This window comes from Paraburkholderia steynii (assembly GCF_900100565.1).
GTDB classification, from domain to species: Bacteria; Pseudomonadota; Gammaproteobacteria; order Burkholderiales; family Burkholderiaceae; genus Paraburkholderia; species Paraburkholderia terrae.
Window position 1 is genome coordinate 214,576 of record NZ_FNDI01000007.1, and the last position, 19,285, is coordinate 233,860.

Below are 19,285 nucleotides of genomic sequence, written 5' to 3' on the forward strand. Positions count from 1 at the left end.
ACCAGCCTTACATTTGAACCATCTATTAATGCTGGAAGGGCTCCGCGAAAACGACAACGGGGCGCCGAAGCGCCCCGTTGTCATTCAGGCGGGATAGCCAGCAATCAGGCCGTCACGCGTACGCGTTTTTCGTCCGTGACATGCCGGGCATCGCCGGCCACCAGCGGATAAACAATAGCGGCGATCACGGCGCCGAGAATCGGCGCGACCCAGAAGAGCCACAACTGGTCGACGGCAGCGCCGCCGACGAACAACGCCGGCCCCGTCGAACGCGCCGGATTCACCGACGTATTCGTGACGGGAATCGAGATCAGATGGATCAGCGTGAGGCACAGGCCGATTGCGATCGGCGCGAAGCCGGCGGGCGCGCGTTTGCCGGTCGCGCCGAGAATCACGAACAGGAAGAAGGCCGTCATCACCGTTTCGCAGACGAACGCCGCCGGCAACGCGTAATGGCCCGGCGAGCGGTCGCCATAACCATTGCTCGCGAAACCGCTCGCGACCAGATGGAAGTCTGGATTGCCCGAAGCGATGACGGACAGCACATACGCGCCGAACACGGCGCCGAGCACCTGCGCGACGATATACGGGACGAGGTCGCGCGCCGGAAAGCGCCCGGCGACAGTCAGGCCGACGCTCACCGCCGGATTCAGATGACAGCCGGAGATATGCCCGATGGCGTAGGCCATGGTCAGGACGGTCAGGCCGAAAGCGAGCGAAACGCCCACGAAGCCGATGCCGAGCCCGTGAACGGGACCGGCGAAATTTGCTGCCAGGACGGCGCTGCCGCAGCCTCCGAGTACGAGCCAGAAGGTGCCGAACAGCTCCGCCGCGAGGCGCTTGGAGAGGTTCATCGTGTGTAATCCTAAAAAGTACGGTGATTCAAGGACGAGAGCGTATGCGCTACCCGGCACTTGGGAGCGCAAATTTTAAGCAACGTTGCACAAATGGACTGTCAAGAATTGTCATTCACGAACGGGGAATTATTTCGTGATAAAAGTCCAGCGGTTTGAACAATTCAGTGCCGCTTTATAAATACTCAGACGAAAACTTTTGATAGCGCGGTATTAGCCGCCATTGCGAATTTCGTTAGCACGGGCTAATCTCCGTGCTAACCACTTTTAGAAAAAGAGGGGAGCCCAAATGTCACAATACGCAGATCTCAAGGCGCAGATTGCCCGCTTGCAGCAGGAAGCGGACGAAGCGCGTCGTAGTGAAGTAGGCAATGTGATTGCCGAAATCCGCCAGAAAATCGCCGAATACGGACTTAACGCGCATGACCTGGGTTTTGCCGAGGCGGCTCGCCGCGGACGCCCGCCCAAAAAGGCGCCGTTGCCTGCGAAATATCAGGATCCGAAGTCGGGCAACACGTGGAGCGGCCGGGGAAAGCCGCCCAAGTGGATTGCCGGCAAGAACCGCGAGCGCTTTCTGATCGGGCAGGCCTAATTAGGGGAAACGGCGAAAGCCGCCTGAAGGCGATCTGGCGAAATTCGCCGCCTTTCAGATTCTGTTAATGCGCGGTAAGCCGTCTGAAGCGGGGATAGCTTCATTCGGTAAAAGCGCATTGCGGCGCATTGAAGAAAGCGCTTCCATTGCCGATCCGGTTCCGAACGCCGGAAAAGAAAAAGCCGCCTGGGGAGGCGGCTTTTTCGTGTGGGAAGCGAAATAACTGTCTTTGAATGACAGCGCAAACGTTCAAGTGAACAAATTACGCAATCTGTCGCAGCATCGGCAGAGTTGACCCGTGCAATCCGCGGATCAGCCCACGGCCACGCGGCGCAGCATCGGACGGCGCGTTGCTTCCAGCATCGCCGAATAGCTGTCGACATAGTTCTGCGCCATGATCTTCGAGCTGAAACGGCGCTCGAACTGCGATCGGATTTCCGTGCGCGACAGGTCGTCGATACGTTGCAGCGCGGCCACGGCGCCCTGCACGTCTTCGCAGATGAACCCCGTCACGCCGTGGTCGATCACTTCCGGCACCGAACCGCGGTTGAACGCGATCACGGGCGTGCCGCAAGCCATCGACTCGATCATCACGAGGCCGAACGGCTCCGACCAGTCGATCGGGAACAGCAGTGCCTTCGCGCCCGACAAGAATTCAGGCTTCTGCGCCTCGTTGATCTCGCCGATGAACTCGACGTGCGCCATCGACAGCAACGGCTCGATTTCCGTCTTGAAGTATTCCTGATCGACCTTGTCCACCTTGGCGGCGATCTTCAGCGGCAGACCGCTTTGCGCGGCGATCTTGATGGCTGTATCGACGCGCTTTTCCGGACAGATCCGACCCAGGAATGCCAGGTATTCCGGCTTCTTGTGCGTTTGCGGCGTAAGCAGCTGCTCCGGCAGGCCGTGATAGATCGTGTTGAGCCAGTTGGCCTGCTGCAGCGGCAAACGCTGCGAATCCGAAATCGAGATCACGGGTGCATCGGTGAACGTGTCGAACACCGGTTGCAGCTCCGGCAGGTCCAGACGGCCGTGCAGCGTGGTCACGAACGGCGTGTCCAGCGTCGAAAAGAGCGGGAACGGCAGATAGTCGAGGTGAAAGTGCAGCACATCGAACTCGTGCGCGACCTTGCGCACCTTCTCGAGCAGCAGCATGTGCGGGGCGAGCGCGTCGCGGATCGTCGGATCCAGACGCAGCGCGCGCGGCCACGAGGCTTCGAGTTTCGCGGACGTCACCGAATCGCCGCTCGCGAAGAGCGTCACATCGTGACCCAGATCGACCAGTGCCTCGGTCAGATACGACACGACGCGTTCTGTGCCGCCATAGAGTTTCGGTGGGACAGCTTCGTACAACGGTGCGATTTGTGCGATTCGCATGCGTGATCTCCTTGTGCAAACGGGCTTCGCGCGGCGCTGCTTTGCGTGTGGCAAAAAAGCGGAAGCCTTTCGGACGGTTGGGCGCGGTGTGCCGCCGCCCTTGGCAGGATGCCCAAATGGGGTTATCCCTAGGTGCCATTATCGGGATCGCGAGCCGCAATTCGAGCTATTTTTCAAACACTTAATGTTGTTACAGCGCGAAACATGATGCGTAACAACTCCGCGGATGCTGCCGGAAAGCTCGCGACGACGGGCATCGAGGCAATATCCGCCGCACTTTGGGTCGATTGACGCAGCATGTTGCACAGTCGATTCGTCGGATCAAATGGTGCGCCGCCGAACATATCGCTGCGAAATTCGCTTTGTTTCCGCTCAAATATGGGCGCATAATCCGCTTCCCAAACCTTTCACGCCGATCGCGCGTGTAAGTAGTCGACGCATTCGGCGTGCCAATACCCTCCAAAATCCCCCGTCGCGAAAATTTGTAGGAAAAACTCCTACAGAAATCCTGGATTTTTCCGTCAATGAGTTGGGGTGCCTGTCCGATTTTCATCGACTGCCCCTTTCGGGAAAATGCACGCTGACCATAAGCGTGCCGTTCGTGGTTTTTTTTAACGCGAGCGAGCAAACGTTTTACCAGGCCTGACCAGCCAGATTTGAATCGGGGGATTCAATGAGCACCCAAAGTGACATGCTCAATGAAATTAGGGAAGTGAACTTGTCCTATCTGCTACTCGCGCAGCGTCTGCTGCGTGAAGACAAGCCAATGGGAATGTTCCGCATGGGCATCTCGGAGCAGCTCGCCGACGTGCTCGCCAACCTGTCGCTCGCACAGACTGTCAAGCTGGCCGCATCGAACCAGGTGTTGTGCCGCTTCCGCTTCGACGATCACCAGATCCTCTCGTCGCTGGCCGACAAGGGCAAATCGTCCGCCGTCGCCCAGGCGCACTCCGCCATCCTGATGGCGGGCCAGCCCGTCGAGCAGATCGGCTGAGACTGGCCGACGGCCGGCGCGCAGGCGCCGGGACAGACGCACCCTACGCGCGCCGGCAACGGCGCTTTTATCGTTTTTCCCGGCCGTTCGCGCCGACGGGAAACGACAACAGACACGGGAAGCGACGCGGATGGCACAGAAAAGCGTGGTGCTCGAAGTCAGGGAAATCACCCTGGCGATTGAACTGATCGAACTCGGCGCGCGCTTGCAGCTGCTCGAGGCGGAGACGACGCTGTCGCGCGACCGGCTCATCAAGCTGTACAAGGAAGTGAAGGGCGTATCGCCGCCCAAGGGCATGCTGCCGTTTTCGACCGACTGGTTCATGACGTGGCAGCCGAACATTCACTCTTCGCTGTTCTACAACATCTACCGCTTCATGTCGGGGCTGGGCGGCTGCGTGACGATCCAGTCGATCGTCAAGTCCTACCGGCTCTACCTCGAACACGCGCGCATGCACCACGACGAACCGGCGCTGAGCCTGACGCGCGCGTGGACGCTGGTGCGCTTCTTCGACTCCGGCATGCTGCAGATGACGACGTGTACCCGTTGCCGCGGGCAATTTGTCGCACACGCGCACGACCCGCAGCACGGGTTCGTATGCGGCCTGTGTGCGCCGCCGTCGCGCGCCGGTAAGACCCGGAAAGCCGCCGACGCGCGCTACGAGGAAGCGCAAGCGGCCCTCGGCGTGTCGCTCGACGAAACGCTCGAAGCCTTGCCTGAGGCCGTCGTCACGGTCGTCTGACAGGCCGCCGGAGCGCCCGTCGCGCAGCCTTCGCCTGTCGCGCGGGGGCACTCTGGTTAACACCGTCCCAGTCCGGCGCTCATTCCGCCAAAGTTTTCCGACTGCTTGCCGTAAACCTGAATAACGACGGTCTCCGTCGCTTTTCGAGAGGGCTCGGCAGTGCTGATTTTCGTGGGAACACTCGTTACGCTGTTGTCCGTCTTCGGCGGCTATGCGCTGGAGGGCGGCCACCTGGGCGCGCTTATGCAGCCCGTCGAAGTGCTGATGATCGCGGGCGCGGGTCTCGGTGCGTTCATCCTCGGCAACGGGATGAAGACGATCAAGGCTACGTTGCGCGTGATTCCGACGCTGTTCAAAGGCGCCAAGTACAACAAGGACGTCTACATGGAGCTGATGGCGCTCCTCTACGTCCTGCTGGCGAAGGCGCGTAAGGAGGGCACGCTCACGCTCGAAGCGGATATCGACGATCCGCAGAAGAGCCCGATCTTCACGCAGTACCCGAAGATTCTTGCGGATCATCACATCGTCGAATTCCTGACGGATTATCTGCGCCTGATGGTCGGCGGCAACATGAATGCGTTCGAGATCGAAAGTCTGATGGACGAAGAAATCGAAACGCATCACGCCGAGGGCGAAGCGCCCGCACACGCGCTGATGAAGGTCGGCGACGCGATGCCTGCGTTCGGTATCGTCGCGGCCGTGATGGGCGTGGTCCACACGATGGCCTCGGCCGACAAGCCGCCCGCCGTGCTCGGCGAAATGATCGCGCAGGCGCTGGTCGGTACGTTCCTCGGCATTCTGCTGTCGTACGGTCTGATCGGGCCGCTCGCGAGCGTCGCGGAACAGCGCGTCACCGAGTCGACCAAGATGTTCCAGTGCATCAAGGTGACGATCCTCGCGAGCCTGAACGGCTATGCGCCTGCAATCGCTGTCGAATTCGGCCGCAAGGTGCTCTTCTCGACTGAACGCCCGTCGTTCGCCGAGCTGGAAGAGCATGTGCGCCGCGTGAAGGCGAAATAAGGAACGCGGGCGATGAGCAAGGACAAAGACCGCGCAATCGTTGTCAAGCGCGCAGCGCCGAAGAAGGGCGGCCATCACGGCGGCGCGTGGAAGCTCGCGTATGCGGACTTCATGACGGCGATGATGGCGTTCTTCCTGCTGATGTGGCTGCTGAGTTCGGCCTCGACGGTGCAGTTGAAGGGCATTGCCGATTACTTCAACCAGCCGCTGAAGATCACGCTGTGGGGCGGCGACCGCAGTGCCGTCGATTCGAGCCAGATTCCCGGCGGCGGTCGCGACATCTCGACCGACAAGGACGGCATCACGCGTCAGTCGGACGGCTCGACCAACCGTGCCGAACACACCGCGATGCGTGCCGACGACCAGGCAATGCAGCAGTTGCAGGGCGCCGTCGAGCGCCGTGAGCAAGTCCGCCTGCATGACTTGCAAGTCAAGCTGATGGCCGCGATCGAGGCGAACCCGGTGCTGCGTCAGTTCAAGCAGCAGATCCGCATCGATTCGACGCTGCAGGGCTTGCGCATCGAGATCGTCGATACGCAGAAGCGCCCGATGTTCGCGACCGCGCAGGCCATCGTCCAGCCGTACATGCACGACATTCTGCAAGCGATCGGCAACACGCTGAACGACGTGCCGAACCGCATCGTCGTGCAGGGCCACACCGACGCCGTGCCGTACGCCGGCGGCGAGAAGGGCTACAGCAACTGGGAATTGTCGGCGGACCGCGCGAACGCGTCGCGCCGCGAGCTGATCGCGGGCGGCATGGACGAAGCGAAGGTGCTGCGCGTGCTCGGCCTCGCGTCGACGCAGAACCTGAACAAGGCCGACCCGCTCGACCCGGAAAACCGGCGCATCAGCATCATCGTGCTGAACAAGCGCTCGGAAGACGCGCTGATGCAGGACGACTCGACGTCGACCACGCTGTCGAACGACGCCGCGGGCTCGAACAAGCCGCTGCTGCAAAAGATTACCCAGCCGGTTTCACCGCCCGCCGCGCAACCGCCGTCGCCGCCCGCCAAAGCGCCGCACGCGATGCAACAGGAAGCGGAGCAAACCAGCGCGGTCGCGCAGCGCGCGGCTGAACCGGCTGAAGCGACAGACAAGAGCGCGGCGCCTGCAACGGCGACGCAATGACAGATAGCGGGATAACGGATGCGTCGATGGCGGCGCTACCTTGATCCATCGTGAGCGCAGTGAGGATTGAATGATCAGGCACATTCTGGCAATCGACGATTCGGCAGCGATGCGGCAAATCCTTGCCGCGACGCTGACGGATGCCGGCTATCAGGTGACGCTCGCGGCCGACGGCGACGAAGGGCTCGAAAACGCGCTGGCGATGCCCTTCGATCTCGTGCTGACCGACCAGCACATGCCCGGCCGAACGGGCCTCGATCTGATCGCCGCGCTGCGCGGCAACCCCGCGTACCGCGACACGCCGATCCTGGTCCTCACGACCGAATCCGGCGAGCCCTTCAAGGCGGCGGCGCGCGATGCGGGCGCCACAGGATGGATCGAAAAACCGCTGGACCCCGACATGCTGACCGAACTGGTCGCGGCGCTCGCCTGAGCGCGGCAGCCAGCAGGCAGCAACCGATATTTGGAAGTGGCATAGCAGCCAGGACTCTCGCGGTGACACACGCATGACTCTCGACATCACTCAGTTCTACCAGACGTTCTTCGACGAAGCGGACGAGCTGCTCGCGCAGATGGAGCAACTGCTCCTGAACCTGGACGTCGGCCATCCCGATCCCGAAGATCTTGCCGCCATCTTTCGCGCGGCTCACTCGATCAAGGGTGGCGCGGCCACCTTCGGCTTCACGGCGCTGACCGAGACGACGCACATTCTCGAATCGCTGCTGGACCGCGCGCGCAACAACGAGATCGTGCTGCGCAAGGACATGATCGACACGTTCCTCGAAACCAAGGACGTGCTCTCAGGCCAGCTCGCCGACTATCGCGCGAGCGCCGAGCCGGATGCGGCCACCGCCGCCGCGATCTGCGCGAAGCTCGAACAGCTCCATAAGGAAAGCAGCGGCGCCGCGCCCGCAGCGGCGGCGCCTGCCGCGGCTGCGCCGGAAGCGGCAGCCGTGCAAGGGCATACGCCGGAGCACGTGGTCGAACAGGCTGCACAGGCAGTAGAAGCCGCAGGCGTTTGGGCAGACAACGAACCGGCACAGACCGGCGCTGCTTCATTCGATGCGGCTGCAGGACCCCATCTGAAAATTACGCTACGGGGCGTTGGGGAAAAGGACCAGGAACTGCTCACCGAAGAGTTGGGCAACCTGGGCCGTATCGTCGGACAGGTGAAGACGGGCAGCGATATCACGCTGTGGCTGGAATCCGATGTGTCGTCCGACGATATCGTCGCCGTGTGCTGTTTCGTGATCGACGAAAGTCAGATCGTGATCGGCCGCGGCGCAGCGCCGGCAAACGGTGCGGAACAGGGTGCGCCTGGAGCATCCGAAGCCGCGCAGACCGAGCCGGCGAATGCGGGGGGCATGGCGAGCGGCGGCGCGGGGGCGCCGGCCGCTGTCGTGCAGCCGGCGGCTGCTGCACCGGCGCCTGCCGCCGCGCAGCCGGTCGCGCAGCCCGCAGTGGCGCAAGCCGCAACACAGGCGGCGCCTGTTCCGGCCGAGGCCGCAATCGTTACACCAGCTGCCGCAGCCGCGCCCGCCTCGACTGCGCCCGCCGCGCCGAAGGCCGCGTCTGCATCCGCCGAAGGCGATCGCAAGGCACGTCCGGCGGCCGCCGCGAATGCGGGCGAAGGCAGCTCGATCCGCGTGGGCGTCGAAAAGGTCGACCAGCTGATCAACCTGGTCGGCGAACTGGTGATCACGCAGGCAATGCTCGCCGAAACCACCAGCACGTTCGACCCGGCGCTGCACGACCGCCTCTTCAACGGCATGGCGCAACTGGAGCGCAATGCGCGCGATCTCCAGGAAGCCGTCATGTCGATCCGCATGATGCCAATGGATTACGTCTTCAGCCGCTTCCCGCGTCTGGTGCGCGATCTGGCGGCGAAGCTCGGCAAGCAGGTTGAACTCGTCACCTTCGGTCAGGCGACCGAACTCGACAAGAGCCTGATCGAGCGCATCATCGATCCTTTGACTCACCTCGTGCGCAACAGCCTCGACCACGGCATCGAAACGGTCGAGGCGCGCAAGGCAGCGGGTAAGGATTCGACGGGCCAGCTGGTGCTGTCGGCGGCCCATCACGGCGGCAACATCGTGATCGAGGTCAGCGACGACGGCGCGGGCCTGCGCCGCGACAAGATTCTCGCGAAGGCCGCCAAGCAAGGCATCACCGTCAGCGACACGATGACGGACGACGAAGTCTGGAACCTGATCTTCCTGCCGGGCTTCTCGACGGCGGAGCAGGTGACGGACGTCTCGGGCCGTGGCGTCGGCATGGACGTGGTGAAGCGGAACATCCAGTCGATGGGCGGTCACGTCGAAATCACGTCGCATGCGGGCAAGGGCAGCACGACGCGCATCGTGTTGCCGCTCACGCTGGCAATTCTCGACGGCATGTCGGTCAAGGTGGGCAGCGAGATTTTCATTCTGCCGCTGAACTTCGTGATGGAGTCACTGCAGCCGCGCGCCGACGACATTTACACCGTCGCGAACGGCGAGCGCGTCGTGCGCGTGCGCGGCGAATATCTGCCGCTCGTCGCGCTGCACGAAGTGTTCTCCGTCGAAGACGCGCGCACCGATCCGACCCAGGGCATCGTCACCATCATGCAGACGGAAGGACGGCGCTTCGCGATGCTGATCGACGAACTGGTCGGCCAGCAGCAGGTGGTGGTGAAGAACCTCGAAACGAACTACCGCAAGGTACACGGCATTTCCGCTGCGACCATCCTCGGCGACGGCAGCGTCGCGCTGATCGTGGACGTGGCGGCACTGAACCGCGAGACGCGCGCGTCGCATAGTGCGTCGCTGGCGCTCGCCTGAAATTGAAACTGAAACTCAACTCATCCCAACCGTTTGGGGGCTAACGTGGCAGAAGTCCAATCCATCAATTCGAACGGCGTAGCCGGTTCGATCGGCCGCCGCGACGCGCAAGCCGACGCGAGTGGTCAGGAATTCCTGATCTTCACGCTCGGCGCCGAAGAGTACGGCATCGACATCCTGAAGGTGCAGGAAATCCGCGGCTACGACAGCGTGACGCGGATCGCGAACGCGCCGGAGTTCATCAAGGGCGTGATCAATCTGCGCGGCATCATCGTGCCGATCGTCGATATGCGTATCAAGTTCCACCTCGGACGGGTCGAGTACGACCATCAGACGGTGGTGATCATCCTGAACGTCGCGGGCCGCGTGGTCGGCATGGTCGTGGACGGCGTGTCGGACGTGCTGACGCTCGCCACCGACCAGATCATGCCCGCGCCGGAATTCGGCGCGACGCTGACGGCGGAATATCTGACGGGCCTGGGCACGGTCGACGGCCGCATGCTGATCCTGATGGACATCGAAAAGCTGATGACCAGCCGGGAAATGGCACTGACGGAAGCGCTGGGCAAGTAAGCGAGACAAGAGTGGGCGCGAGAGCGCCGACTCTGATCGACGGGTAATCAGGGAGTACAACAATGCTTAGCAGATGGTCGATCCGGACGACGCTGACCGTCGTGGGGATCATTCTCGTTGGGCTGACGGTGATCGTCGGGGCGCTCGGGCTCACCGCGCTGAGCCGTTCGGGCGACGCGCTCGACAGCATGGCGCGCGGCGACATGGTCGCGATCCGCACGCTGAACGACTCGGGTTCGTTCCTGTTGCGCTCGCGTGTGTCACTCGACCGCGTCAACGCGCTGACGGCGGCAGGCGAGATCGAGCAATCGAAGCAGGTGCTCGACCGCGCGGCCGAACTGCTCGGCAAATCGAATGAAAGCTGGCAGGCGTTTCTGAACACGCCGAAGAACGGCATCGATCAGACGCTGATCGACGCCGTGGTCGCGAAGCGCACGGCGCTCATCAACGACGGCGTGAACCCCGAGTTCACGGCGCTGCGCGCAAGCGATCTGTCCGGCTATCACGCGATCGCCGACACGAAGATCAGCCCGATGTTCGTCGCGTACGACAACGCGGCATCGCCTGTGGTCAAGGCGTTGCAGGCACACGCGGAACAGCAGCAGGCGGACACCGTCGCGCAGATGTCGATGCTGCGCGCGGCGATCATCGGCGTCATCGTGGTTGCGCTGGTGCTGGTAGTGGCGATCCGCTTCGCGATGCGCGGCATGATCGTGCAGCCGCTGGATGATGCCGTCACGTGCTTCGAGCGCATTGCGAAGGGCGACCTGTCGCAACACGTGGACACGTCGGGCACCAATGAAATCGGCCGCCTGTTCAAGGCCGTCAAGGCGATGCAGGACAGCCTGTCGACGATGATCCGGTCGGTACACACGAGCGTCGAGTCGATCGATACAGGCGCGCGCGAAATCGCGATGGGCAACACGGACCTGTCGCAGCGCACCGAACAACAGGCGGCGTCGCTGCAGGAAACGGCGTCGAGCATGGAGCAACTGACGGGCACCGTGAAGCAGAACGCCGACAACGCACGTCAGGCGAGCCAGCTTGCCGTGAACGCGTCGGACATCGCGACGCGCGGCGGCGAAGTGGTGGGCCAGGTGGTGAGCACGATGCAGGGTATCGCGACCAGCTCGAACAAGGTCGTCGACATCATCAGCGTGATCGAAGGCATTGCATTCCAGACCAACATCCTCGCGCTGAACGCCGCCGTCGAAGCGGCGCGCGCCGGCGAGCAGGGCCGCGGCTTCGCGGTCGTCGCAGGCGAAGTGCGCAGCCTCGCGCAACGTAGCGCGAGCGCGGCGAAGGAAATCAAGGAGCTGATCGGCGACTCGGTCGACAAGGTCCAGAGCGGCTCCGCGCTCGTCGGTCGCGCCGGCACGACGATGGACGAGATCGTGCAGGCCGTGCGCCGCGTGACGGACATCATGGGCGAGATCAGCGCGGCGTCGGAAGAGCAGTCGGGCGGCATCGAGCAGGTCAACCGCGCCGTCGTGCAGATGGATGAAGTGACGCAGCAGAACGCGGCGCTCGTCGAACAGGCTGCCGCAGCGGCCGCGTCGCTCGAAGAGCAGACGCGCTCGCTGCAGACGGTGATTGGACAGTGGCGCGTGAGCGGCGCGCAGCAGGCAACGAAGGCGCTGCCGACGGCCAACACGGCGAAGAGCCGCGTGAAGGCGGCCGTCGCACACGCGAAGCCGGTTCATGCGCAACCCGCCGTCGCGAAGCCGGAAGCGGCAGCGCACACGCGCGCCGAACCGGTGGCGCGCAAGCCGAGTGTCGCGGCGGCTGAACCCGCGCCGCGCCAGACGGCCGTGGCCTCCACGTCCGATGCCGACTGGGAAACGTTCTGAAGGACGATGGATCGAGATGCGGACTTCCGGCACATCGTCCCGTGATGGACGTTTCAGCGCGACGCGTCGTGAAGGCGCGCGCGCAGCAGGCTGGATCGGGCCGTGGGAAGGGCAGTGGGAACAGGTAGAACAGAAGGCCGCGGCGCTGGCGACAGCGCATGCAACATCGCAAGCAGTATCGAAGGCAATGGCGGCATTGGCGGGATCGACGGGCGGTGCGGCGCTCCTTATGGCAGACGGAAGACATGATGATGGCAACGCGCGCGCAATCACGCCCTGAACGGGCAGAGCCGGGAAGATCCGGCGAACAGGCACGCGACTTCGAGTTCACATCGGCGGATTTCGCACGGATTCGTGAGCTGATTCATCGCAGCGCAGGCATTTCGCTGTCCGACCACAAGCGCGACATGGCGTACAGCCGCCTCGCGCGACGGCTGCGCGCACGCGGGCTCGACTCGTTCCGCCAGTACCTCGACATGCTCGAGGCGGACAACGATCCCGCCGAGTGGGAAGCGTTCACGAACGCGCTCACGACGAACCTCACCGCGTTCTTTCGCGAAGCGCATCACTTTCCGATCCTCGCGGACTTCGTCGCGCGCCGGCCGGCGCCCGTGTCGGTGTGGTGCTCGGCGGCATCGACGGGTGAGGAGCCGTATTCGATCGCGATGACGCTGATCGAAGCGCTCGGCGACCATGCCGCGCGCCAGGCGACGGTGCTCGCCACCGACATCGACACGCAGGTGCTGGCGAAGGGCGAAGCGGGCACGTACCAGTTCGATCAGGTCAAGCACCTGTCGCCGGAACGGCTCAAGCGCTTCTTTCTGAAGGGCACGGGCGCGCACGCGGGCATGGTGAAGGTGCGTCCCGAAGTGCGCGCGATGATCCGCTTCGAGCAGTTGAACCTGACGGATCGCGATTACCGGTTGAACACGCAGTTCGACGCGATCTTCTGCCGCAACGTGATGATCTACTTCGACAAGCCGACGCAGGGACAGGTGCTGTCGCGCTTCGAGCCGCTCGTGAAGCCGGGCGGTCTGCTGTTCGCCGGGCATTCGGAGAACTTCACGTACGTCACGCAGGCGTTCCGTCTGCGCGGACAGACCGTCTATGAACTGACACGCGATGCCGGCGCTTCCACGGCTGCCGGTCGCACGGCTCAACGTGCAACAAGCGGGGTGCCAGCATGAGCAGCACCCTGCCGATCGCAACGAACCTGTATTACGACAACCACTTCCAGCGCCCCGGCGTGAAGCTGCTGCCGAACGAGTTCTACACGACGAGCGAAGACATGGTGCTCGTCACCGTGCTCGGCTCGTGCGTGGCGGCATGCATCCAGGACCGCACGGCGGGTATTGGCGGCATGAATCACTTCATGTTGCCCGACGACGGCGCCGATGTCGCGCAAGCCGCGTCGGACTCGATGCGCTACGGCGCGTACGCAATGGAAGTGCTGATCAACGAGCTGATCAAGGCGGGCGGCCGCCGCGAACGCTTCGAAGCGAAGGTGTTCGGCGGTGCCGCCGTGCTGGCGGGCATGACGACGATGAACATCGGAGATCGCAACTCCGAGTTCGTGCGCCGTTACCTTGCGCTTGAAAAAATCCGCATCGTCGCCGAGGACCTGGAGGGCAAGCATCCGCGCAAGGTCGCGTTCATGCCGCGTACCGGTCAGGTGATGGTGAAAAAGCTGCGTCTTCAGCAGGAAGCAGGCGTCGCGGAACGCGAACAGGCGCTCGCCCGGCAATCGGCCGAAGAGCGCGCCGAGCGGCTCGCGAAAGCGCGTGCGCGCGTCGAGTTGTTTTCGTCGCCCACTGCCGCGAAGCCGCGCATCGAGCTGTTCGGCTCGGGCGGATCGGCGGGAGCCAACCAGGCTTCGGGAACGGGCGCCGCGCGCCCGGCTGGCGCGAAGCCGCGTATCGAACTATTTGGCGCCACCGCGCGCCCGACCCAACCAAATAACGCCAGGACAGTAGAGGAGGCGTGAGCACCGTGCAAAAAATCAAAGTATTGTGCGTCGATGATTCGGCGTTGATTCGTAGCCTGATGACGGAAATCATCAACTCGCAACCCGACATGACGGTCGTCGCCACGGCGCCCGATCCACTCGTCGCGCGAGACCTCATCAAGCAACACAACCCGGACGTGCTGACGCTCGACGTCGAAATGCCGCGCATGGACGGCCTCGACTTCCTCGAGAAGCTGATGCGCCTGCGTCCGATGCCCGTCGTGATGGTGTCGTCGCTGACCGAGCGCGGCTCGGAAATCACGCTGCGCGCGCTCGAACTGGGCGCTGTCGATTTCGTGACGAAGCCGAAAGTCGGCATTCGCGACGGCATGCTCGACTACTCGGAAAAGCTCGCCGACAAGATCCGCGCGGCAGCCCGCGCGCGCGTGCGCCAGGCCGCGCCCGCGCAGCATGCGGCAGCGGCCGCCGGGCACACGGGCGCCGCTGCGCATGCCGCGACACCCGCGCCGCTCTTCAACAATCCGCTCGTGTCGACGGAAAAGCTGATCATCGTCGGCGCGTCGACGGGTGGCACGGAAGCGATCCGCGAAGTGCTCGTGCCGCTGCCGCCCGATGCGCCCGCTGTGCTCATCGCGCAACACATGCCGCCCGGTTTCACAAAATCTTTTGCACAACGCCTTAATGGTTTGTGCCGGATTACCGTTAAAGAGGCAGAGCACGGCGAACGCGTGCTGCCCGGTCATGCGTATATCGCACCCGGCCACGCTCACCTGTTGCTCGCTCGCAGTGGGGCCAACTATATTGCGCATCTGTCAGACGACCCGCCGGTCAACCGGCATCGTCCGTCTGTCGATGTGTTGTTCCGCTCGGCGGCGCAGCATGCGGGGAAAAACGCTGTCGGCGTGATTCTCACGGGCATGGGACGCGACGGCGCAGCGGGTCTGCTGGACATGAGGAAAGCGGGTGCGTACACGCTCGCGCAGGACGAAGCGAGCTGCATCGTGTTCGGCATGCCGCGCGAGGCGATCGCGATGGGCGCCGCGGACGAAATCGCGTCGCTGTCTGAAATGAGCCGTCGCGTGATGGCACGTTTGTCCGCAATGGGCGATCGCGTTCAACGCGTATGATGCGAGCCTCGGCGCAAAATTGAGATAAGCCGAAGACCACCGCACGATCTGGATTGGGGAAAAGGAACAGGAAATGGATAAGGGAATGAAGATTCTGGTTGTGGACGACTTTCCGACGATGCGCCGGATCGTTCGCAATCTGTTGAAGGAACTGGGCTACTCGAACGTCGACGAAGCGGAAGACGGCGCGGCGGGTCTTGCGCGTCTGCGCAGCGGCGCGTACGAGTTCGTGATTTCGGACTGGAACATGCCGAACCTGGACGGCCTGGCGATGCTGAAGGAAATCCGCGCGGACGCGACGCTCTCGCATCTGCCCGTGCTGATGGTGACGGCAGAATCGAAGAAGGAAAACATCATTGCGGCGGCTCAGGCTGGCGCAAGTGGTTACGTGGTGAAGCCGTTCACGGCTGCGACGCTCGACGAGAAGCTCAACAAGATTCTCGAGAAGATGGCAAAAACCGGGAGCTGATGTGAACCCACCCATCGACGAGCAGGGCGCGAGAGACGACGGCACCGACCTCGCTACCGACCGCATTCTCGCCCGCATTGGACAGTTGACGCGCACGCTGCGCGATTCGATGCGCGAGCTGGGGATCGACAAGCATGTCGAGCGCGCGGCGGAGGCGGTGCCGGATGCTCGCGACCGTCTGAAGTACATCGCGACGATGACCGAGCAGGCGGCCGAACGCGTGCTGTCGGCGATCGAAGTGGCGAAGCCGATGCAGGAGCAGTTGCAGCAGGATGCGGCGGAACTCGACGCGCGCTGGGAGCAGTGGTATGCGGCGCCCATCGAGCGCGAGGAGGTGCGGGCGCTGATGAACGACACGCGGACTTTTCTCCGCGGGGTGCCGGAGCTGACTACTGCGACTAACGCGCAGATGCTCGAGATCATGATGGCGCAGGATTTTCAGGATCTGACCGGGCAGGTTATCAAGAAGATCACGGATGTTGTCTATCTGATCGAGCAGCAGTTGCTCGGGGTGCTGATCGACAATATTGCTGCCGAGCGGCGTGAGCAGTTTGCTGCTACGGCGCAGCAGCTTGTGGCTGAGGCGCAGCATGAGGCGATTTCGCCGACGGGCAGTCCGGAAAGTTTGCTGAACGGGCCGCAGATTAATCCCGAAGGCAAGGCCGATGTTGTGCAGGATCAGGGGCAGGTTGATGATCTGCTGGCTAGTCTCGGGTTTTGATGTTTTTTTTGTCTGCGACGCTGGGTGGTTTGCTTGTTTTGATGTTGGCATCCGCGTTTCGTTAGCTCGCTTCACGCGTCGCCCCTGTGCGGGGCGGCACCTACTTTTCTTTGCCGCCGCAAAGAAAAGTAGGCAAAAGAAAGCGGCTAACACCGCCAACATTTCTCATTGCCTGAGGGCCCCCAAAGGTTCTTACGCTTCACACGGCAACCACATGACCTACGCTCGTTGCCAGCGCTCTTAATTGGCGCCTCACCCGCTTCAAGCTCCTGCAGTACCGTATGCCACGCCAGTTATTCCACCGCCGCTCAGGTGGCAAACTGTGTGTCGGCCCCTTGTGCTCCACACGCCTCACTTCGGACCAATAGCACACGCGTCCCACCTTGTAAGAGCGCTTACGCATACGACGCGACAACCTACACACAGTTTGCCACCTGGGCGGCACATACCATTCGCTGTCGCTAGCACGTGTACGGGTATTTGAAGCGGGTGAGGCGCTCATTTCGAGCGTTGGCAACATGCACTGAACGGAGGCGCCGCCGTGTGAAGCGTAAGAACCGTTGGGGGCCCTCAGGCAGGAAGAAATGTTGGCGGTGTTAGCCGCTTTCTTTTGCCTACTTTTCTTTGCGGCGGCAAAGAAAAGTAGGTGCCGCCCCGCACAGGGGCGACGCTTGAAGCACGCTAACAAAACGCGGATGCCAGCACAAAAGCCAGAACAACCAAACCCGCCGAGCCACGAAGTCCTAACGCGGACGCCAGCGCAAAGCCCAAAAACCAAACCGCTCGCGCCGCGGGGGCGCTACGCGGATGCCAGCGCAAACACAAGCAACCCGCACCTAGCGTCGCAGACACAAGAACCCCAAAAACCCGTCACAGACACAAACCGCTGGCATACTACCCGTAAGGGAGACAGGCGCGCGACGTAATCGACGCCCCATTACGCATAACGCGCATCTGCACGCGCATGCAGCTTGCTCCCTGAATCAACAAGCCGGGCCCGCGAATTGCGGGCACTGTCCGCTGTCGATTGTGGGAGGCACACAACCATGTCGATCCGCTTCAGCCGTGCTGTGTTTGCTTCAGCTCTAGGATTCTGCTGCTCACTGCCCGTCCTGCTCGTTCCGCTACCCGCGAACGCCGCGCTAGGCGGAGATCCAATGACGCCGCCCGCCGGGGCCAGCGCCACCACGCGCACCATCCCTGCGCCATCATCGAATGGCATTGCCGTGATGCGCAGCGCATCGTCGGCCAGTTCGGGCGCTACGACTCCTTCCTCTTCAACCGCCGCGTCGGCGTCGTACACCGTGCAGCAAACGACGCTCGGCAACGGCACGGTCATCCGCGAATACATCTCGTCGGCGGGCAGCGTGTTCGGCCTCGCATGGAGCGGGCCGCAAATGCCCAATCTGTCCGACCTGCTCGGCAGCTATTTCCCGCAATACGTGGCAGGCGTGACCAGCGCGCGCCAGCTGCGCGGCGGCGGCCACGGCCCGGGCATCGTGCAGGACAGCGGACTCGTCGTGCATTCGGGCGGCCACATGGGCGCGTTCTCCGGCCAGGCCTATCTGCCGCAGGCATTGCCCGCCGGCGTAAGCGGCACCGACATCCAGTGACGACGGGAGATCCATCATGCGATTTGCGTTGAAGCTCGAAGCGTGCGTCAGCGTCGTGAAGGCCGTGCTCGCCGTGTCCGTCGTCGCGATGACGGCATTCGTCGCGGGCTGCGGCGGCGGAGGCGGCGATTCGTCGTCGTCTTCGTCGAACAACAACAGCAACAGCGGACCCAACCAGCAGCCGATCGCCGCGAATGCGGCGAACACGGTGGCCGTCTCAGTCGGGCGGGGCGTCGCGGGCATCATCAATATTCCGACCGTTTCCGTGACGGTCTGCGCGCCGGGCTCCACAACCAACTGCGCAACCATCGATAACGTGCTGCTCGACACCGGCTCGTTCGGCTTGCGCGTCGTCAATTCGGCGCTCGGCTCGCTCGCGAATTCGCTGCCCGTCCAGCAGGCCACGGCAGGCGGCCAGCTCGCCGAATGCACCCACTTCGCGGACGGCTTCACGTGGGGCACGACGCGCACCGCGACCGTCAAGATCAGCGGAGAAGTAACGAGCATCATCCCGATCCAGGTCATCGGCGACATGGCCGATTCGACCATTCCGAGTGGCTGCGTCAACGGCGCGAACGAGAGCTCGGCCAGTGCGCTCGGCGCGAACGGCATTCTTGGACTTGGCGTCGCGCCCGTCGATTGCGGCGCGGCGTGCTCGGTCCAGGCCAACGTCTCGCAGTTCAGCAACTACTACGCATGCCCGAGCGGCACGAACTGCACGCGCACGCTGGCCGAGACGACGAAGCAGGTCGCCAACCCGATCCCGAACTTCCCCGTCGACAACAACGGCGTGATCGTGCAGATGGCGCCGATTTCGTCGAGCGGTGCAGCGACGGCCACGGGAACGGTCGTATTCGGCATCGGCACGCAGTCGAACAACGGCAACGCGGCCGCCACGACCTACACGACGGATGCGTCCGGCGACCTCGTCGCCAGCACGTTCAATGGCTCGACGATCCGCACGTTCATGGATTCGGGCTCGAACGGCTATTTCTTCACGGACAGCTCGCTGGCGCTGTGCGGCGGCAACCTGGCGTCGTTCTATTGCCCAAGCTCGACGCAGCAGCGCACCGTGAACCTGGTCGGCGCAAACGGCGCGACGGGGGCCCTGACGATCAACATCGCGAACGCACAGACGCTGCTCAGCAACGCGAGCAACTACGCGTTCAACGATCTCGGCGGGCAGATCGGCTCGCTGAGCGCGTTCGACCTGGGGTTGCCGTTCTTCTTCGGGCGTTACGTGTACTACGGGGTCGACAAGCGGGCGACGGGCGGCGCGGCGCCATTTGTTGCGTTCTGACGCCGCAGCTTGCTGGTCGCGTTTCGATGTTCGCCGCGGGCGGCCTGCCTCCGGGCGGGCCGCCGCGCGTTGCGCCGTGCCCGCCCGCGAACCCGGCGGCGCGCCCTTGCGCCGTCCATCGGTTGAAATACCCCGGT

Annotated in this window: 18 protein-coding genes; 16 read left to right on the forward strand and 2 right to left on the reverse strand. The window is 63.2% G+C overall.

Annotated features, from left to right (window positions below):
- Window positions 1-104: 104 nt before the first annotated feature.
- Complete coding sequence (aqpZ, locus tag BLT65_RS15230) at window positions 105-854, reverse strand: aquaporin Z (RefSeq protein ID WP_091778844.1); 750 nt, start codon at window positions 852-854, stop codon at window positions 105-107.
- A 289-nt stretch (window positions 855-1,143) separates the two neighbouring features.
- Here aqpZ and BLT65_RS15235 point away from each other — a divergent pair, with 289 nt between their 5' ends.
- Window positions 1,144-1,446 carry an H-NS histone family protein gene (locus BLT65_RS15235; RefSeq protein WP_007581545.1) on the forward strand — a complete coding sequence of 101 codons (303 nt, stop codon included), beginning with the start codon at window positions 1,144-1,146 and terminating at the stop codon, window positions 1,444-1,446.
- Between the two features lie 312 nt (window positions 1,447-1,758).
- Here the strand turns inward: BLT65_RS15235 and BLT65_RS15240 are convergent, their stop codons facing one another.
- Window positions 1,759-2,823 (reverse strand): glycosyltransferase family 4 protein, encoded by a 1,065-nt coding sequence (locus BLT65_RS15240; RefSeq protein ID WP_007731003.1) that lies wholly within the window; start codon window positions 2,821-2,823, stop codon window positions 1,759-1,761.
- A gap of 673 nt (window positions 2,824-3,496) precedes the next feature.
- Here BLT65_RS15240 and flhD point away from each other — a divergent pair.
- The 15 genes from flhD to BLT65_RS15320 all read left to right on the forward strand — a co-directional run bounded on the left by flhD (window position 3,497) and on the right by BLT65_RS15320 (window position 19,148).
- Window positions 3,497-3,817 carry a flagellar transcriptional regulator FlhD gene (gene flhD, locus BLT65_RS15245; protein WP_007581541.1) on the forward strand — a complete coding sequence of 107 codons (321 nt, stop codon included), beginning with the start codon at window positions 3,497-3,499 and terminating at the stop codon, window positions 3,815-3,817.
- A gap of 130 nt (window positions 3,818-3,947) precedes the next feature.
- On the forward strand, window positions 3,948-4,559 hold the full coding sequence (gene flhC, locus BLT65_RS15250; protein ID WP_042305149.1) for a flagellar transcriptional regulator FlhC: 612 nt from the start codon (window positions 3,948-3,950) through the stop codon (window positions 4,557-4,559).
- Window positions 4,560-4,718: 159 nt separating this feature from the next.
- Window positions 4,719-5,579 (forward strand): flagellar motor stator protein MotA, encoded by an 861-nt coding sequence (gene motA / locus BLT65_RS15255; RefSeq protein ID WP_007581537.1) that lies wholly within the window; start codon window positions 4,719-4,721, stop codon window positions 5,577-5,579.
- 12 nt (window positions 5,580-5,591) lie between these two features.
- Window positions 5,592-6,710 (forward strand): flagellar motor protein MotB, encoded by a 1,119-nt coding sequence (gene motB, locus BLT65_RS15260; RefSeq protein ID WP_091778846.1) that lies wholly within the window; start codon window positions 5,592-5,594, stop codon window positions 6,708-6,710.
- A 70-nt stretch (window positions 6,711-6,780) separates the two neighbouring features.
- Entirely contained in the window at window positions 6,781-7,143 is a 363-nt protein-coding gene (locus tag BLT65_RS15265; RefSeq protein ID WP_091778848.1) for a response regulator, read from the forward strand.
- A 73-nt stretch (window positions 7,144-7,216) separates the two neighbouring features.
- Complete coding sequence (cheA, locus tag BLT65_RS15270; protein ID WP_091778850.1) at window positions 7,217-9,529, forward strand: chemotaxis protein CheA; 2,313 nt, start codon at window positions 7,217-7,219, stop codon at window positions 9,527-9,529.
- Between the two features lie 45 nt (window positions 9,530-9,574).
- Window positions 9,575-10,102, forward strand: a complete 528-nt coding sequence (locus tag BLT65_RS15275) for a chemotaxis protein CheW (RefSeq protein ID WP_042305153.1) — start codon at window positions 9,575-9,577, stop codon at window positions 10,100-10,102.
- Between the two features lie 62 nt (window positions 10,103-10,164).
- Window positions 10,165-11,952: a methyl-accepting chemotaxis protein gene (locus BLT65_RS15280; protein WP_091778852.1), complete on the forward strand. Its 1,788-nt coding sequence runs from the start codon at window positions 10,165-10,167 to the stop codon at window positions 11,950-11,952.
- A gap of 248 nt (window positions 11,953-12,200) precedes the next feature.
- Window positions 12,201-13,139 carry a CheR family methyltransferase gene (locus tag BLT65_RS15290; protein WP_091778856.1) on the forward strand — a complete coding sequence of 313 codons (939 nt, stop codon included), beginning with the start codon at window positions 12,201-12,203 and terminating at the stop codon, window positions 13,137-13,139.
- The gene (gene cheD / locus BLT65_RS15295) at window positions 13,136-13,936 is read left to right on the forward strand and encodes a chemoreceptor glutamine deamidase CheD (RefSeq protein ID WP_042305155.1); all 801 of its coding nucleotides are present in this window, start codon (window positions 13,136-13,138) and stop codon (window positions 13,934-13,936) included. The genes BLT65_RS15290 and cheD overlap by 4 nt, the downstream gene beginning before the upstream one ends.
- A gap of 5 nt (window positions 13,937-13,941) precedes the next feature.
- Window positions 13,942-15,045: a protein-glutamate methylesterase/protein-glutamine glutaminase gene (locus tag BLT65_RS15300; protein WP_042305173.1), complete on the forward strand. Its 1,104-nt coding sequence runs from the start codon at window positions 13,942-13,944 to the stop codon at window positions 15,043-15,045.
- 73 nt (window positions 15,046-15,118) lie between these two features.
- A complete protein-coding gene (cheY, locus tag BLT65_RS15305; protein ID WP_028364056.1) occupies window positions 15,119-15,514 on the forward strand; it encodes a chemotaxis response regulator CheY in 396 nt (131 codons plus the stop codon).
- A 1-nt stretch (window position 15,515) separates the two neighbouring features.
- On the forward strand, window positions 15,516-16,235 hold the full coding sequence (gene cheZ, locus BLT65_RS15310; protein WP_007587314.1) for a protein phosphatase CheZ: 720 nt from the start codon (window positions 15,516-15,518) through the stop codon (window positions 16,233-16,235).
- 1,046 nt (window positions 16,236-17,281) lie between these two features.
- Window positions 17,282-17,848, forward strand: a complete 567-nt coding sequence (locus BLT65_RS15315) for a DUF2844 domain-containing protein (protein WP_091778860.1) — start codon at window positions 17,282-17,284, stop codon at window positions 17,846-17,848.
- 16 nt (window positions 17,849-17,864) lie between these two features.
- Complete coding sequence (locus BLT65_RS15320) at window positions 17,865-19,148, forward strand: DUF3443 domain-containing protein (RefSeq protein WP_091778862.1); 1,284 nt, start codon at window positions 17,865-17,867, stop codon at window positions 19,146-19,148.
- The last annotated feature ends 137 nt before the right edge of the window (window positions 19,149-19,285 follow it).